The organism is Bifidobacterium ramosum, from assembly GCF_009299505.1.
GTDB classification, from domain to species: Bacteria; Actinomycetota; Actinomycetes; order Actinomycetales; family Bifidobacteriaceae; genus Bifidobacterium; species Bifidobacterium ramosum.
Window position 1 is genome coordinate 47,620 of the sequence record NZ_WBSM01000010.1, and the last position, 16,375, is coordinate 63,994.

Genomic DNA, 16,375 nt, shown 5'->3' on the forward strand with positions numbered 1-16,375 from the left:
CACGCGGAGATGGGGTGGTGGGATGCGGGTTGCAAGGTGTGGATGGGGTTGCGGGGATGGGGTTGTGCGGATGGGGTTGCGGGGACGGCGGCAAACCGTGGCAACAAATGGGCGGTTTGTTGCCACGGTGGGACTATGGAGCCATGACTCAACCAGTGCAGTTTGATTTGCATCCCGATCGTCTGCTTCCTCCCGAACAGCCCACGCGCGACATCGCCCGCACGCTGTACGAATCGGTGAAGGACCTGCCGATCATCTCCCCGCACGGCCACGTGCCGATCAGCTGGTTCGCCGAAGAACAGCACTTCTCCGACCCGACCAGCCTGTTCATCACGCCCGACCATTACGTGACCCGCGTGCTGCACACCTGCGGCGAAAGCCTCGCCGACCTCGGCGTCAACCAGCAGGACTTCACCCCCGAACAGGCGCGCAACGCGTTCCTGCTGCTCGGCAAGCACTGGGCCGCGTTCGCCGGCACGCCGATGCGTTACTGGTTCGAGGATTCGCTGCGCAACGTCTTCGGCATCACCAAGCAGTTCGGCCCCGAAACGGCCGGCGAGATCTACGACGAACTCAACGCGCTGCTCGCCACCGACGACTTCACGACCCGCAAGCTCGTCAAGAAGTTCAACATCAGCTTCATCTCCACCACCGACGACCCGGTCGACGACCTGCACCTGCACGATCAGGTCGCGGCCGACACGGCGTTCGGCGTGCGCGTCGCCCCGTGCTTCCGCCCCGACAAGTACCTCGAGCCGGCCCGCGTCGACTGGCCGGAGCTCGTCGCCGCGCTCGGCAAGGCGGCCGGCGTGGACACCTCCACGTACGACGGCTACTACGAGGCCATGCGCCGCCGTCGCCTGTACTTCAAGGAGCACGGCGCGGTCGCGTCCGACCACTCGCACGCCGACGCCGGCACCGCGCGCCTGACCGACGCCGAGGCCCGCGAACTGTACACGCAGGCGCTCAAGGGCTCGATCAGCGCGACCGACGCGACCCGTCTGCGTCGCCACTTCGTCAACGACCAGGCCCGCCTCGCCCAGTCCGACGGCCTGACGATGACCATCCACCCGGCCGTCTACCGCAACTACGACTACCGCAACTTCGTCGACTTCGGCGCGGACACCGGCGCCGACATCCCCGACAAGGTCGACTTCGCGGCCGGGCTGCGTCCGCTGCTCAACGAGTACGGCAACAACCCGGACTTCCACTTCGTCGCGTTCACGATGGACGAAACCGAATACTCCCGCTCGCTCGGCCCCCTCGCCGGCTTCTACCCGGCGCTGTACGTCGGCGCACCGTGGTGGTTCATCGACGCGCCCGAACCGATCCTGCGCTACTTCCAGGCGGTCGTGACCGCGGCCGGATTCACCAAGCTGAGCGGCTTCATCGACGACACGCGCGCACTGTGCTCGATCCCGGCCCGCCACGACATGAACCGCCGCCTCACCTCGCGGTTCGTGGCCACGCTCGTCGCCGACCACCGCCTCAGCCTCGACGAGGGCCTGCAGATCGTGCATGACGCGGTCTGTGCCCAGCCCGCCAAGGTGTTCAAGCTGTAAATCGTCAACCAAAGGACCAACATCATGACCGAAGCAACCTACACGTCCAAGCCGCGGCTCAACCGCGCCGAGCACGGCCGCAAGGCCGCGCCCGAGCGCATCCTGCACCTCGGCATCGGCAACTTCACCCGCGCCCACCAGGCGTACTACACCGAACACGCGCCCGACGCCGCCGACTGGGGCATCGCCGCGTTCACCGGCCGCGCCGGCGACAACGTCATGCTCGACGCGCTCGCCCCGCAGGACGACGTCTACACGCTCATCGTCACCAACCAGGACGGCGACCACTTCGAGGTCATCTCCTCCGTCTCGTCCATCCATTCCGCCGACGACATCGCCGCGCTGCGCCGCTACTTCGCCGATCCGAACATCGCGATCGTCACGTCCACCGTCACCGAAGCCGGCTACATGCGCGACCGCAACGGCGACCTCGACGTCGCCAACCCGGCCGTCGCCGCCGACCTTGCCGCGCTCAAGGCCGACCACGACACCAACGAACTGACCACGATCCCCGCCAAGGTGACCGCCGGTCTGCTCGCCCGCCGCGCCGCCAACGCCGGCGCGATCACGATCCTGCCGTGCGACAACCTCGCCGGCAACGGCGCCGCCTTCCGCAAGGTCGTCGAACAGGCCATCACCGCCGTCGACCCGACCCTGCTCGACTGGGCCAACGAGAACGTCGCATGGGCCACCTCGATGGTCGACCGCATCACGCCGCGCACCACCGACGCCGACCGCCAGACCGTCGCCGACGAACTCGGCTGGTACGACGAGTTCCCGGTGCGCACCGAACCGTTCATCGAATGGGTCATCCAAGGCGACTTCCCGAAGGGACGCCCGGCCTGGGACAAGGTCGGCGCGGTCATCACCGACGACGTGACCCCGTACGAGCACCGCAAGCTGTGGCTGCTCAACGGCGCGCACACGTCGATGGCGTACATCGGCACGCTGCTCGGCGTCAAGACCGTCGGCGAGGCGATCGCCGACGAGACGATCCGCGCGTGGGTCAACGAATGGTGGGATCTGGCCAGCGGCTACCTGACCATCTCCACCGACGACTACCGCGCCAAGCTGATCGAACGCTTCTCCAACCCGCGCATGCACGACAGCCTGCTGCGCATCGCGGCCGACGGCTCGCAGAAGCTGCCGGTGCGCATCGCGCCGGTCGCCAAGAAGGCGCTCGCCGATGGCAAGTCGATCACGCCGGCCGCGCGTGCGGTCGCCGCGTGGATCCTGTTCCTGCGTTCGCACGGCGAGACCGACGCGCAGGACGCGTACCTCGACGACGTGCTGCCGCTGGCCAAGGCCGACGGTCCGGACGCGACGCGCAACGTCGTGGCCTACCTCGACAAGGAGCTGGCCGCGTCCGACGAGTTCGTCAAGGCCGTCGACGAGCAGAAGGAAGCGCTGGCCGCGGAAGCCGCCAAGCGTCAGTAAGTTTTCTGGCTCCCCCTGACGGGGGAGCTGTCAAACGCAGTTTGACTGAGGGGGTACCCACCAGCCGAACCGCATCATGTACCCCCTCAGTCAGCGTTGCTGACAGCTCCCCCTAGAAGGGGGAGCCAATAATAATGAAAGGAACCAACCACCATGGCAATCGAAAAAGCCGAAGTCTTCGTCACCAGCCCTGGCCGTAACTTCGTCGTCTTCCGCATCACCACCACCGACGGCGTCGTCGGCCTCGGCGACGCGACCCTCAACGGCCGCGAGCTCGTCGCCGCGGAATACCTCAAGACCATCGCCCCGTCGCTGATCGGCAAGGACGAGGACAACATCGAGGACATCTGGCAGTACCTGTACAAGGGCGCCTACTGGAAGCGCGGACCGGTCACCATGGCCGCGATCTCCGCCGTCGACGTCGCCCTGTGGGACATCAAGGCCAAGAAGGCCGGCGTGCCGGTCTACCAGCTGCTCGGCGGCGCCTCGCGCACCGGTATCCTGACCTACGCGCACGCGTCCGGCGTTGACCTGCCGAGCCTGTTCGACAGCATCGACATGTACCGCGAGATGGGCTTCAAGGCAACCCGCATCCAGTACGCGCTGCCGGGCATCCCGTCCACCTACGGCGTCGCCGCCTCCGCCAACGCCCAGCAGGGCGAGGGCGAAAAGGGCGTTCGCTACGATTACGAGCCGGCCCGCCGCACCACCGTCCCGGTCGAAGAGGTGTGGGACGCCCGCACCTACCTCAACACCATTCCGGGCGTGTTCGAGGAAGTGCGCAACAAGTACGGCAAGGACCTGATCCTGCTGCACGACTCCCACCACCGTCTGCGCCCGATCGAGGCCGCCCGCTTCGGCAAGCTGCTCGAGCCGTACGACCTGTTCTGGATGGAGGACACCACCCCGGCCGAGGAGAACCAACAGTACCTGCGCATCGTGCGCGAGCACACCACCACCCCGATCGCGATCGGCGAGATCATCAACTCCTGGTCCGATTACATCACGCTGATCGAGGAGCAGCTCATCGACTACGTGCGTTCCGCCGTCACCCACACCGGCGGCCTGACCCACATGAAGAAGCTCATGGCCTTCGCCGAGCTGTTCGGCGTGCGCTCCGGCTTCCACGGCCCGACCGACGTCTCCCCGGTCGGCATGGCCGCGAACCTGCACCTCGACCTCGCGATCCCGAACTTCGGCATCCAGGAGTACATGAAGCACTCCGACGAGACGCTCGAGGTGTTCCACACCTCCTACACCTTCAAGGACGGCTACCTGCACCCGGGCAACAAGCCGGGCCTGGGCGTGGACTTCGACGAGAAGCTCGCTGCGAAGTTCCCGTACCAGCCGGCCCCGCTGCCGGTCGACCGTCTGCTCGACGGCACCATGCACGAGTGGTGATCGTGCATCGGTCCGCCGCGGCGGCCGTCGTATGACGTTTGCGTGATATGCGCGCTGACGTTCTCGCGGCGGCCGCGCGGACGATGACGATTGCCGCCAGCTCCAGCTGACCTCGGCTGGGCGAAGCCAAACAGGCAGGCTCCGCCCAGCCGTTTTTTGTGTGACGGACACGTGTGTATCGCTCTGCGGGCGGTGCTGGGGCGGCATGCCATTGAGTGGAGCCTTTTCGCAAACTGAGAGGCAGATTCCGTGACATGCAGGGGTCTTTCTCCAAACTGAGAGGCAGTCGTGGGGCTGTATCCAGCCAAGACGTTCCGACATTCCAAGGGCTGCAGCGTGTTGGAATGATTGTTATGGCGTTTCCCGGCGCGGAGGCTGCCTCTCAGTTTGGAGAAAGACCCTTGCGGAACGGCAAATCTGCCTCTCAGTTTGCGAAAAGCCGTTCGCCGCGCCGTTGTCGAGCGGGATTCGGGACGTATCATCCCCGTTTGGCATGATATTCGAACAGTAAGGAACGAAAACGATGACAATTGAGGAAACCCCCTACGCGGGCGGCGGCCAGCCGGTCGACATCGCCTTGCGCGCGGCCGACGTGGTCGCCGCCGCGAACAACCGCAACGGCCTGACCTACAAGGGCTTCGGCGTGCTCTCGGGCAACGCCACGTCGGCGCTGCTCATGGACTACAAGACCGAACATCCTGACGTCTACTGGCGGCTTGTGCGTACGCTGTTCGGCGGCCCGCGCCCGATGATGAACATCGTCAAGATCGAGATGGGCAACGACCGCAACAACTCGACCGGCCCGAACGTCGCCACCATGCGCGACCGCGACGAATACCCGCAGGTGCGCCGCGAGCCCGGCTTCCAGCTCGCCGCCGACGCCCGCCGCTACCAGCCCGGCGTGCACGTGAGCATCCTGCGCTGGCACGCCCCGACCTGGGTGCACGACAACGACGACGTGTACCGCTGGTACAAGGACACGATCCTCGCCGCCTACCGCGAGTACGGCGTGATGGTCGACTCCGTGAACCCGGACGTGAACGAGCGCACGGCCGATCTGGATTGGGTGGCCGAGTTTGCCGAACGCGTGCACTCGGACACGGACGGCTTCCTCGGCAACGGAGCTCCCGACGATCCGAATGCGGGATTCCGTTCGGACACCGAACGCGATCTGTTCCGCGCGATCAAGGTCATCACGTCCGATGAGGAGGTGACTGGCACGTTCGGCGGCGACGTGATTGCGAACCCGCGCTACCTCAAGGCGATGGACGTGGCGTCGTACCACTATTCCGTCGAGGACGATGCCGAGGGCAACTTCACGCGTCTCGCCGACGAATTCGATAAAGAGGTGTGGAATTCCGAGGCGCAGGCCGTGTTCTCGAACTCCGCAGACCGCCCGAACAACACGATGGACAACGGGCTGGGGGAGCGCACCGGCACCGGTATCGGCGGTATCGGCGGTCCGCTCGAGATGGCGAACACGCTGATCAAGGGGTTCGTGGAGTCGCGTCGTACGGCCGCGTTCTACCAGCCGGCGATCGGTTCGTGCTATGAGCACATGGAGTATGCGTCGAAGGAGCTGATCTCCGCGCGCGACCCGTGGAGCGGCTGGATGTACTACGACGCCGGCTGCGCCGCGCTCGAGCATTTCGCCCGTTTCGCGAACCTCGGATACGATCCGTCCTCGACGTGGCGCGCCATCCCGCAGGCCAGCGACAGCAAGGTCGGCGGCAACAACCCGGTGTCCGGCGCCCGCCACGGCGAACCGAGCTACCTCACCCTCGCCGCGCCCGACGGCGCCGATGCGAGCGTGGTCATCGTCAACGACAGCTCGCTGACCAAGACCTACCGCCTTGCCATTGACCCCGCTTTGCCCGCGGCCGGCAAGCCGCTCACCATCTGGCAGACCCGCGCCGCCGACACCGGCCAGCCGTATGACGCGAACTGGCGCAGGCCTGTCGCGATCGTGCGTGCGTCAGCCGCTGGAACCGCAGATGATAACGATGGTGTCGATGACGCCGCATACGAGATCACCGTCGAACCGTGGAGCATGATCACCGCGACCACGCTCGACTCGGCGGACGCCGACTCCGAGCACGTCGGCACGTTCGTGCCCAAGCCTGAGTACGCCTACGACCTGCCGCACACGACCGAGCACAGCCGCGCCGTGCTCGACGTCGACCCGGCGAACGGCGTGCTGTACGCCGACGATTTCACGTATGCGGACGCGAAGCCGGTGGACGTCTACAAGCACGACCAGTTGGCGTCCGAGGACTACCTGGCCTCGCGCGGCGGCGACCACGGCGCGACCCCGCGCTACACCACCGACACGAACGGCGCGTTCGAGATCGTCCCGGACCCCGAACGCGGCCATGTCCTGCGTCAGCAGATCGACTGGACGCATGCCGGCAACGCCTGGATCGAAGGCGACCCGCGCACCGCGATCGGCGACATGCGCTGGACGAACTACCGTGTGACGGTCGACGTGCGGTTCGAGGAGTACCCCGGCCGTGCGCCGTATGTGCTGCTCGGCGCGCGCGAGATGGGCGGCGACAAGTTCACCACCGACATCTGCGGTGTGGACTTCAAGATCCGCGCCGACGGCGTGTGGCTGCTGCGCAACTTCGGCAACGAGGTGCGCCGCGGCCATCTCGAGGACCTGAAGAAGCGTGCGGCCGAGGCCGGCACGCGCCCGTTCGCGCCGGGCGCCGGTGAGGACCGGTGGAACACGATCGCGCTCGAGGTCGCAGGCACCACCGCCACAGTGTTCGTCAACGGCGCCCGCGTCACGACGTGGTCCGATCCGGCGCTGCAGTCGGCCGGCCGTGTGAACCTCGGCACGAGCTTCGATCACGTGCGCTTCTCGAACCTGCGCGTCGAGCGCGTGGATGGCGCGGCCGGAGCCGGGGCCTCGCCGTATTACACGCAGCTCATCGACGACATGCACATGACCTCGTGGGACGACTCCTCGCGCGAAGTGCTGCGTTATGAAGGTCCATGGACGCACGACAACGGCCAGGGCATGTTCACGTACATGCGCACGATCTCGCGAGCCGACATGCCCGGCGCGTCCGTGTCGCTCGGTTTCGACGGCACCGGCGTGGATCTGTTCGGTCCGAGCGACGGTCGCGCGCGACTTGACGTGTTCGTGGACGGGCACATGCTGCACGACGCGGCGCCGACGTTCGCGACGAACGGTTCGCTGCGTTGCCAGTTCCGCGTGGATGGACTGGAGCCGGGCCGTCATACGGTCACGTTCCGTACGGCGAACGCCGCTGATTTTGCGCTCGACGCGGTCGGCGTGCTCGCCTGACGATGCGTTGCCGTGGTCGTGCGTGGTCGTGGACGATGGCGGATCGCGGCGGCGTGACGATTCCGACATGACGGACTCGTGCGTGGCGGTTTTCGCTCGCTGACGGGACCGTCAGCGAGCGAAAACCGCCACACGACCATGACGTCGCCTCCCCAGTGGCGGAAAATGCTCGCTGAGCCACGGCTCAGCGAGCATTTTCCGCCACGCGCGTTCCGGATGGGCTCACGCCCACGTGGTATGGCACGTGCGCACCTGTGACGGGATACGGCCCGGCCTCGCGGCGAGTAGGCGGTGAGGACCAAGGCGACGCGGGCGTTGCCATGAAGCCCTGCCGGGCCTACGCGGACTCGCCGACGATGAGGCGGCTGCGAGCGGTTTCGATGCGCGGCGCGCGCCGTTTGCCCGGATGCTTGATCTGGTCGATGAGCAGATCGACCGCCTTGGTGGCCATGTCGGCGTAGTCGACCCCCACGGTCGTCAGCGTCGGGATCGTGAACGGCGCGAATACGCCGTTGCTGAACACGCCGTCGTGACCGAACACGGCCTTGTCGTCCGGCACGCGCACGCCCTCGTCGTGCAGCCCGCGGATCAGACCGTACGCGATCAGATCGTTCATGCAGTAGAACACGTCGTACCGGTCGATCAGCCGTGCACCGTCATCGCCCGCCGCGCACAGCGTGTGCGCCGCCTCGATGCCGCCCGCAACGCTCCAGTTGCACTCCACGAAGTCCCCGGCATCGCCTAAGCCGTTGTCGCGCAACGCCTCCATGATGTAGCGAATACCGTCGTCGCGCCCGCTGGTGTCGGGGCCGTCCGTGCGCGACGGCCGCCCGCCGACCACGCACGCATGCCGGTATCCGCGCCCGCACAGGTAGCCGAATGCGGTGCTCGCGCTGGATGCCGACGGTCCGCGCACGGTGTCGAACAGCGGCTCGGCGGCCGGGTAGTTGAGCAGCACGGTCGGATGGTTGCCGAGCATGGTGCGCAGGTGCTGGTCGTCGACGTTGTTGACGTTGAGGATGAGGCCGTCGCACAGGGTGGCGTTGATCTGCTTGAGGACGCCGGTTTCGGTGGTGGACGAGTATCCGGTCTGCTGGATGACGGTGCGCAGACCGTGCCGGTCGGCCGCTTCGCACACCGCGCTCACCAGATTCGTGTAGTACGGGTGCAGGATGTCGGGCACCATGACGGCGATCGCGCCGGTGCTGCCCTTCTTCAAAAACCTTGCCGACAGGTTGGCGGAGTAGCCGAGTTCGCGCGCCGCGGCGAGCACTTTCTCCTTGGTGGCCGGTTTGACGATGTCCTCGCCGCGCATCGCCGCGCCCGCCGTGCTCATCGATACGCCCGCCAGGGCCGCCACATCCTTGAGTGTCGCCATGTTTCACCGCTCGATCATTGGGAACTACGTTATTCCCGACTACTCTACCGCACGCCGCACCGACGAGTCGAATCGTTGCGATTTTTGGTGGACAGCGTTGCCGTGATGCGGTTGCGGTATGAGCGCCGTATTGTTGTATTGTGATTTATTGTATCGTGATTAAATAAATCCAGATACAATAAACGATGATGTTGCGGTATCGTAGAGACATGACGTTTATCGGGCGAGACGACGATCTTAGGCAGCTTGAGGATTGCTACCGCGCCAAGAAGGCGCAGCTGGTTTTTGTGTACGGTCGACGGCGGGTCGGCAAAACCGAAACGCTGACACAGTTCTCCAAGGGCAAGGAGACGCTGTTCTTCGCGGCGCAAAACGCCACGAAAGAGGAGCAACTCGCAGCGTTTTCCCGGCTGATGTTCGAGGCGGGCGCTCCGGGCAAGGATTATCTGCAACAGTATCCGTCCTGGGAAAGCGCATTGACCGAGCTGACGAGACTGCCCGAACCGTCCGACGGTGGCCGTCGTCTGATCATCTTCGATGAATTCCCGTATCTGGCGAAGTCGGATCCGTCGTTGCCTTCGATGCTGCAGAACCTTTGGGACCACACGCTGCGTCGGGCGAATCTGATGATCGTGATCTGTGGCAGTTCGATGAGCTTCATCGAAAAGGAGCTGCTGTCGGAAAAGTCGCCGTTGTATGGCCGGGCCACCGGCATATTGAAGATGAACCCGTTGCCGTACTGGGACGCGGTGAAGTTCTTCCCTGATTACCGTGCCGAGGACAAGGCATTGGCGTACGCGATATTGGGCGGTATACCGCGGTATCTCGAGGAATTCGACCCGGACGATTCGTTGGCGTCGAACATCACGAGGCATGTGCTCAGGCGGATAGCGCCTCTGTACAGCGAGGTGGAGTTTCTGATGCATGAAGAGTTGCGCGAAACGGCGAAATACAATAGCGTGATTCGCGCGATCGCCCTTGGCGGCACCTCGCTGAACGAGATTGCCACGCACGCGATGATCCCCAATGCGACGGTGGCGGCGTATCTGACGAACCTTGTGGAACTGGGGATCGTGGAACGTGAGTTTCCGGTCACGGCGAAACCCAAGGAGCGGGTGAAGGGAGCCAGGGGACTCTACCAGCTCAGCGACAACTTCTTCCGATTCTGGTATTCGTTCGTGTTTCCGTATCGTTCGGAATTGGAACGAGGCGACGCGCATGGCGTGTATACGCGCCATGTCGCGCCGGTATTGCATGACTTTGCCGGGAAACCGTTCGAAGGCATGTGCCGGGAATGGCTGTGGCGGGAAAGCGTGGCGGGACAACTGCCGCTCTATGCGAAACAGATCGGACGGTGGTGGGACCGTACGAGTGAGATCGACGTTATGGCGGTCGACGACAGCGGCAACCGGGTCATCGCCGGTGAATGCAAGTTCCGCACATCGCCGATGGACTTGTCGATGCTTGATGTGCTACGGGATCGTGCCGCTCGTGTCGGCATCGAACAGCGTTCGTACATGCTGTTTTCCCTTGGTGGATTTACTCGGTCGCTGTCGGACGTTGCGAATGCTGACGGTTCCGGCATTCGATTGGTGTCGATTGACGAATTGTTTGACGCCGGCTGACGGTGTTGTGTCACGTTTTTCCTACTCTTTCGACGGTATTGCGTCACGTTTTTCCTGATTGATGCCGTGCCGCGCAATGTCGTGCGACGGCGCGTGTCATGCAATACCGTGCCACACAGTCACGCCGCGACGGCGGTGGACTCGCGCTCGAGAAGACGGAATCCGGCGGTGACGCGCTGGGGGAGGGTGACGGGGTTGTCGCCGAACTTGCGCAGCATCATCGCGACGGCGGTGGCCGCCATGCCCTCGTAGTCCAACGCGATCGTGGTGAGCGTCGGCACGCTCCAGCCGCCTTGCGGCACGCCGTCGAATCCGGTGACGGCCACGTCCTGCGGCACGCGCAGTCCGGCGTCGGCGAGCCCGCGGATCACGCCGAGCGCGATGTCGTCGTTCATGCAGCACACGGCGTCGTACCGTTTGCCGGCCTTCGCCAGTGCGGCGAGGCGGTGGGCCAGCTCGATGCCGCCGTCCGCTCCCCAGTTGCAGTCGATCATCGTGCTGGTGTCGTGTAGGCCGAGTTCGTCGAGCACGCGTACGGCTGCATCGATGCGTTCGTATCGCGCGCGGCTGCTGTTCTGCTCGTTCTTGACGGCGCGGTTGGCGACGTAGGTGCCGGCCGATGCGCCGCGTGCGGTGCGGCCGGTGGCGGCATGGCCGGCATTGTGGCCGCCCGCCCGCCCGGTTTTCGTGACGGTGCCGATGTCGCCGACCGGTGCGGCGCCGGCCACGCAGATGTGCGTGCGGCCGCGCCCGGCCAGATGCCGGATGGCCTTGGCGATGCCGTTGCCGCTGGGCGCGTTCACCGTGTCGAAGGTGATGTCGGTGCTGTAGTCCTCGAACAGCACGGTCGGATGGCCTTGCGTGAGTGCGGCGATGTCGCGGTTGCCGAGGCGGGTCGGCAGGATGAACAGCCCTTCGGAGAGCGTGTCCTCGGCCTGGGCGAGCACGCGGCGCTCCATCTGCTCGTCGAAGTTGGTCTGCTGGATGACGAGCTGGTAGCCGTTGTGCTCGACGCAGGTTTCCATCGCGCTGACGAGCCGGCTGTAGAACGGGATGGACACGGTCGGGATGGCGAGTGAGAGGATGCCGGTGCGGCCGGATCGCAGGGCGCGTGCGGAGACGTTCGCGGTGTAGTTGAGTTCCTGCGCGGCCTTGAGGACGCGCTCGGCGGTGTCCGGGCGGACGAAGTCAAGTCCGCGAAGCGCGCCGGATGCGGTGGACGGCGAGACGCCGGCTTTGGCTGCCACTTCCTTGAGGGTGACCATGGTTCTCTTCCCAGCCTTCGTGTCGGTGCGGCTCGCGCAGGATGATGCTCGTGCCGCGATGATCGTGCGATATTCATGCGCAACGATGCGGTTTGCGGCGCTCCTTGCCTGAAATATCCCACGATGGACGGTGTTGCGATCGTATACATGATCGAATCGCTTCGATTATGTGCGATGTCATTCGAGAGTATATCGCAGAATCGTAGCGATGCGGAAATAGGGCGTGTTGATGTGCCCTGGCAGCGGCAGTGCTCGAAAACCGTTGCAATTTAGCGGTTTGCCATATTTTTCATTGCAACACGCCGAGTGACGCGTGCGGTTGACGAATTGCATCGAATCGATTTAGAATCGCAGCGTTGCGAGTTTGAAGATGACTTGCAAGACAGTGTCCAATGCGGAAGGCCGGATGTGCTGTACAGCTTCCCGCAGGGCACCAATCTTCCGAACGCAGAGGTCGGAAGCATAGGAAAGGAAAAGGAAATGGCACGCAGAAGTGTTGTAACCAAGGCGCTCGCCGCCATCGCCGCCATCGCGACGTTGGGATCGCTGGCCGCCTGCGGTGGTAGTGACAAGGCCGCCACCACCGAGGACGGCAAGCCGATCGTCAGCATCCTGATCGTCAAGAACACCAACACCGACAAGGTCACCAACATGCAGTGGGCGAAGGACCTTGAGAAGGAAGCCGGCGTCAAGATCGAATGGAAGGAAGTCACCGACGACCAGTGGGGCCAGCAGAAGAACCCGTCCATGAGCGCCGGCGAGGTCGAGGACATCTCCCTGCGCGCGTTCAGCCCGGACGACGCCGCCCAGTTCCCCGACCTGTTCGAGGATCTGAGCCAGGACCTGGACAAGCTGCCGAACGTCAAGAAGTTCTTTGATGAGAAGCCCGACGCCGAAAAGCTCGTCAAGGACCCGGAGGGTCACATCTACGTGCTGCCGTCTTCCCGCGGCAAGGCGTACTCCGGCTCCGGCCAGAACATGATGATCAACAAGACCTGGCTCGACAAGCTCGGTCTGCAGGTCCCGAAGACCTGGGACGAATTCGAGAACGTCCTTAAGGCGTTCAAGGAGAAGGATCCGAACGGCAACGGCCAGGCCGATGAGATTCCGTTCAACATCCGCGCTCTGGGCACCAGCGGTTTCGGCTGGTACGATCCGTTCCTGCTGCTCAACTCCACCGGTATCGCCACCGGCTTCAACAAGGGTGCCACCACTACCGGCTACTATGCCGATAACGGCACCGTCAAGAGCTTCCTGAACACCGACGAATACAAGTCGGTCATCACGTACTACCACAAGCTGATCTCCGAAGGACTCATCCCCGCCGACTGGTCTACCAAGCAGGCCGATGCCTACTACGCCGACCAGACCAACGACGGCAAGACCGCCAAGACCGGCGTGATCTTCGGCTGATCGCTCGCCGACTTCGGCGATCTGCGCGACCAGTACGAGGCGATGCCGGTGCCGGCCGCCCCGGGCAAGACCGCCGTGTGGGATGGCTCCACCAACGAGTACGAGAACATGAAGGCGGCCGTCTCCGCGAACGCGAAGAACAAGGACGCCGCGCTCAAGGTCGTCGATCTGCTCTACTCCGAGAAGTACTCCGTGCAGCAGTTCGCCGGCTCCTTCGGTGACACGCTCACCCAGGACGGCGATCACACCTACACCGAGGATTCCAAGAAGATGCAGGACCTCAAGGCCGACAACAAGATGCCGGCGCTCGCTGACCGTCTCGCCGGCTGGATTCCGGACGACGTGACCATCAACGACGACTATGATGCGGCCGACATCCAGGAGGTCAACAAGGCGTTCGAAGAGCAGCGCGCCAACTACGATCACGTCAAGGACTACATCCCGGATTACGTCCGTGCCGACGCGACCGACTCCACCACGCTGTCCAACAACAACACCCAGATTCTGAACTTCGCGCTCCAGAAGACCGCGCAGTGGATGGTCAAGGGCGGCATCGACAACGAGTGGGACGACTACGTCAAGCAGCTCGACACCCTCGGTCTGCAGGACAACATCAAGATCTGGCAGAAGTGGTACGACACCTACACCAAGTGATCTGACGCTTCGTTCCCTGCTCCCCTCAGCCAGCTTCGCTGACAGCTCCCCTCTGCGAGGGGGAGCCACTCTCTCCTCACATGGCTCCCCCTCGCAGAGGGGAGCTGCCATGCGCGGCATGACTGCGGGGAGCCTCGGGACACGTCATCATCCTCAATCCAACACAAAGAAAGCATCAACCATCATGTCTGCATCTCGTAAGACTGCGGCGACTACGGCTGCAGTGAACAGCGACGGCACCGCAGCCGTCGTCGACAACATCGAAGCCGCAAAGCGCGCCCCGCTCGGCGTCAAGCTCTCCCGCCACTTCAAGCGCTACGGCGCGCTATGGCTCATGAGCCTGCCCGCCATGGCGTTCGTGGCTCTCTTCGCCTACGTGCCGATGTACGGCCTGCGCCTCGCCTTCTACAACTTCAATCCGAGCAAGGGCCTCATGGGCGGCACATTCGCCGGCCTCAAATACTTCAACCAGTTCTTCAAGTCCGGCATGTTCACGCAGATCCTCACCAACACGCTGCGCATCTCCCTGTGGACGCTGGTCATGGGCTTCATCGCGCCGATCATCCTCGCGTTGCTCATCAACCAGATCGGCTCCGTCAAGATCAAGTCGTTCGTGCAGACCGTCACCTATCTGCCGCACTTCATATCCACCGTCGTCATCGTCACGATGATCAACATCTTCCTTGCGCCGAACACCGGTCTGCTTGGTCGACTCTTCCCGAACTCCAACCTGCTCGCCGAACCGAACCTGTTCACTCCGATCTACTGGATCACCGAAGTCTGGCAGCACATGGGCTGGAACTGCATCATCTACCTCGCCGCGTTGTCATCCGTTGACCTCGCGCTGTACGAGGCCGCCAAGATCGACGGCGCCGGCCGACTGCAGCTCATCCGCTACGTCGACATCCCGACCATCATGCCGACCGTCGGCATCATGCTCATCATGAACATGGGCAACGTGCTCAACGTCGGATTCGAGAAGGTCTTCCTCATGCAGAACTCGATGAACCTGTCCGCATCCGAAGTCATCTCGACATACACGTACCGCATCGGTATTCTCGGCAACCAGTTCAGCTACGCGACGGCCATCGGCCTGTTCAACACCCTCGTCAACTTCTTCTTCCTCGTGCTCGCCAACTTCATCTCGAAGAAGGCGTCCGACACGAGCATCTTCTAGTCGCGAGCGTAACGGAAAGGTAAGGCAATCATCATGACTAGTGCAACCGTGCAGCCGTCGCTCGCGCCGAAGACGAGCGCCGAGGACATCCCGTGGAATCCGAAGGTCCGGCAGACCAAGACCGTGTCCGACTGGATCACCGACATCGTGATCTGGGTCGTGCTGGCGTTGGTCGTCGTCGCGGTCATCTACCCGATCTGGTTCGTGATCATCGCATCGGTGTCGAACCAGACGGCCGTGAACCAGGGACAGGTGACGATCTGGCCGAAGGGGTTCAACCTCGGCGGCTATGAGAAGGTGTTTTCCGACTCGCGCATCTGGCTCGGCTACTGGAACACGATCGTGTACTCGGTGGTCGGCACCGCGCTCAACATGCTTGTGACGATCCCGGTGTCGTTCGCGCTGTCGCGGCGCGAGTTCAAGCCGCGACGCATCATCCTGTTCCTGTTCACGTTCACGATGTTCTTCTCCGGCGGCCTCATCCCGAACTACCTGCTGTTCAAGCAGCTCGGACTGCTCGACAACTGGCTCGTGTTCATCCTGCCGGGTGCGGTGTCGGTGTGGAACGTGATCATCGCGCGTTCGTTCTTCGAATCGTCGATCCCGGAGGAACTGCATGACGCGTCGCAGATCGACGGCCTCGGATACTGGGGCTACTTCCTGAAGATCGTGATCCCGCTGAGCTCGGCCATCATCGCGGTGCTGGCGCTGTACTACTTCGTCGGCCACTGGAACGACTTCTTCACCGGCCTCGTGTACATCCGCGACACCGAGAAGCTGCCGTTGCAGAACGTGCTGCGTTCGATCCTGCTCGCCAACCAGACCGGCATCACCGGCGCGCAGTCGAGCGGCATGGACCTCATCCAGCAGCGCGAGTTCGCCAACCAGATCAAGTACGGCGTAATCATCGTCTCCACGCTCCCGCTGCTCGTGCTCTATCCGTTCCTGCAGAAGTACTTCAACAAGGGCGTCATGATCGGTGCGGTGAAGGGCTGACGCGTTACGCGGGAAGCCCGGTGTGGCTTCCCGTAGCGTCAGCCTGAGCGAGGCGGTAGCCGGGCGAAGGCCGGATTGCGTCTCGCTCGTAGAGCGAGTTCGTAATTGCTGGGCCGAAGACGAGCCGCTCCGTGGGAAACCACGGGAAACCCCC

Annotated in this window: 9 protein-coding genes and 1 pseudogene; 8 read left to right on the forward strand and 2 right to left on the reverse strand. The window is 63.8% G+C overall.

Annotated features, from left to right (window positions below; all coding sequences use genetic code 11):
• The first annotated feature begins 143 nt into the window (after positions 1-143).
• The 4 genes from uxaC to DSM100688_RS09135 all read left to right on the forward strand — a co-directional run bounded on the left by uxaC (position 144) and on the right by DSM100688_RS09135 (position 7,713).
• A complete protein-coding gene (uxaC, locus tag DSM100688_RS09120) occupies positions 144-1,562 on the forward strand; it encodes a glucuronate isomerase (protein WP_204316681.1) in 1,419 nt (472 codons plus the stop codon).
• Positions 1,563-1,586: 24 nt separating this feature from the next.
• Positions 1,587-2,999 carry a mannitol dehydrogenase family protein gene (locus DSM100688_RS09125; RefSeq protein WP_152358787.1) on the forward strand — a complete coding sequence of 471 codons (1,413 nt, stop codon included), beginning with the start codon at positions 1,587-1,589 and terminating at the stop codon, positions 2,997-2,999.
• Between the two features lie 153 nt (positions 3,000-3,152).
• Positions 3,153-4,400, forward strand: a complete 1,248-nt coding sequence (manD, locus tag DSM100688_RS09130) for a D-mannonate dehydratase ManD (protein ID WP_152358788.1) — start codon at positions 3,153-3,155, stop codon at positions 4,398-4,400.
• A gap of 523 nt (positions 4,401-4,923) precedes the next feature.
• Positions 4,924-7,713, forward strand: a complete 2,790-nt coding sequence (locus tag DSM100688_RS09135) for a sugar-binding protein (protein WP_152358789.1) — start codon at positions 4,924-4,926, stop codon at positions 7,711-7,713.
• A 337-nt stretch (positions 7,714-8,050) separates the two neighbouring features.
• Here the strand turns inward: DSM100688_RS09135 and DSM100688_RS09140 are convergent, their stop codons facing one another.
• On the reverse strand, positions 8,051-9,091 hold the full coding sequence (locus tag DSM100688_RS09140; RefSeq protein WP_152358790.1) for a LacI family DNA-binding transcriptional regulator: 1,041 nt from the start codon (positions 9,089-9,091) through the stop codon (positions 8,051-8,053).
• Between the two features lie 209 nt (positions 9,092-9,300).
• On the opposite strand from DSM100688_RS09140, the gene DSM100688_RS09145 reads away from it, so the two are divergent.
• Complete coding sequence (locus DSM100688_RS09145) at positions 9,301-10,716, forward strand: ATP-binding protein (protein WP_152358791.1); 1,416 nt, start codon at positions 9,301-9,303, stop codon at positions 10,714-10,716.
• 119 nt (positions 10,717-10,835) lie between these two features.
• Here the strand turns inward: DSM100688_RS09145 and DSM100688_RS09150 are convergent, their stop codons facing one another.
• On the reverse strand, positions 10,836-11,981 hold the full coding sequence (locus tag DSM100688_RS09150) for a LacI family DNA-binding transcriptional regulator (protein WP_152358792.1): 1,146 nt from the start codon (positions 11,979-11,981) through the stop codon (positions 10,836-10,838).
• A gap of 480 nt (positions 11,982-12,461) precedes the next feature.
• Between DSM100688_RS09150 and DSM100688_RS09155 the strand changes: the two are divergent.
• The 3 genes and pseudogenes from DSM100688_RS09155 to DSM100688_RS09165 all read left to right on the forward strand — a co-directional run bounded on the left by DSM100688_RS09155 (position 12,462) and on the right by DSM100688_RS09165 (position 16,221).
• Positions 12,462-14,048 (forward strand): annotated as a pseudogene (locus DSM100688_RS09155) (extracellular solute-binding protein).
• Between the two features lie 184 nt (positions 14,049-14,232).
• Entirely contained in the window at positions 14,233-15,225 is a 993-nt protein-coding gene (locus tag DSM100688_RS09160; protein WP_152358793.1) for an ABC transporter permease, read from the forward strand.
• Between the two features lie 33 nt (positions 15,226-15,258).
• Complete coding sequence (locus tag DSM100688_RS09165) at positions 15,259-16,221, forward strand: carbohydrate ABC transporter permease (protein ID WP_152358794.1); 963 nt, start codon at positions 15,259-15,261, stop codon at positions 16,219-16,221.
• The last annotated feature ends 154 nt before the right edge of the window (positions 16,222-16,375 follow it).

Bases quoted from the DNA above. Each gene is read 5' to 3' on its own strand.
- uxaC (WP_204316681.1), top strand. From the start codon at position 144: ATGACTCAACCAGTGCAGTTTGATTTGCATCCCGATCGTCTGCTTCCT.
- DSM100688_RS09125 (WP_152358787.1), top strand. From the start codon at position 1,587: ATGACCGAAGCAACCTACACGTCCAAGCCGCGGCTCAACCGCGCCGAG.
- manD (WP_152358788.1), top strand. From the start codon at position 3,153: ATGGCAATCGAAAAAGCCGAAGTCTTCGTCACCAGCCCTGGCCGTAAC.
- DSM100688_RS09135 (WP_152358789.1), top strand. From the start codon at position 4,924: ATGACAATTGAGGAAACCCCCTACGCGGGCGGCGGCCAGCCGGTCGAC.
- DSM100688_RS09140 (WP_152358790.1), bottom strand. From the start codon at position 9,091: ATGGCGACACTCAAGGATGTGGCGGCCCTGGCGGGCGTATCGATGAGC.
- DSM100688_RS09145 (WP_152358791.1), top strand. From the start codon at position 9,301: ATGACGTTTATCGGGCGAGACGACGATCTTAGGCAGCTTGAGGATTGC.
- DSM100688_RS09150 (WP_152358792.1), bottom strand. From the start codon at position 11,981: ATGGTCACCCTCAAGGAAGTGGCAGCCAAAGCCGGCGTCTCGCCGTCC.
- DSM100688_RS09160 (WP_152358793.1), top strand. From the start codon at position 14,233: ATGTCTGCATCTCGTAAGACTGCGGCGACTACGGCTGCAGTGAACAGC.
- DSM100688_RS09165 (WP_152358794.1), top strand. From the start codon at position 15,259: ATGACTAGTGCAACCGTGCAGCCGTCGCTCGCGCCGAAGACGAGCGCC.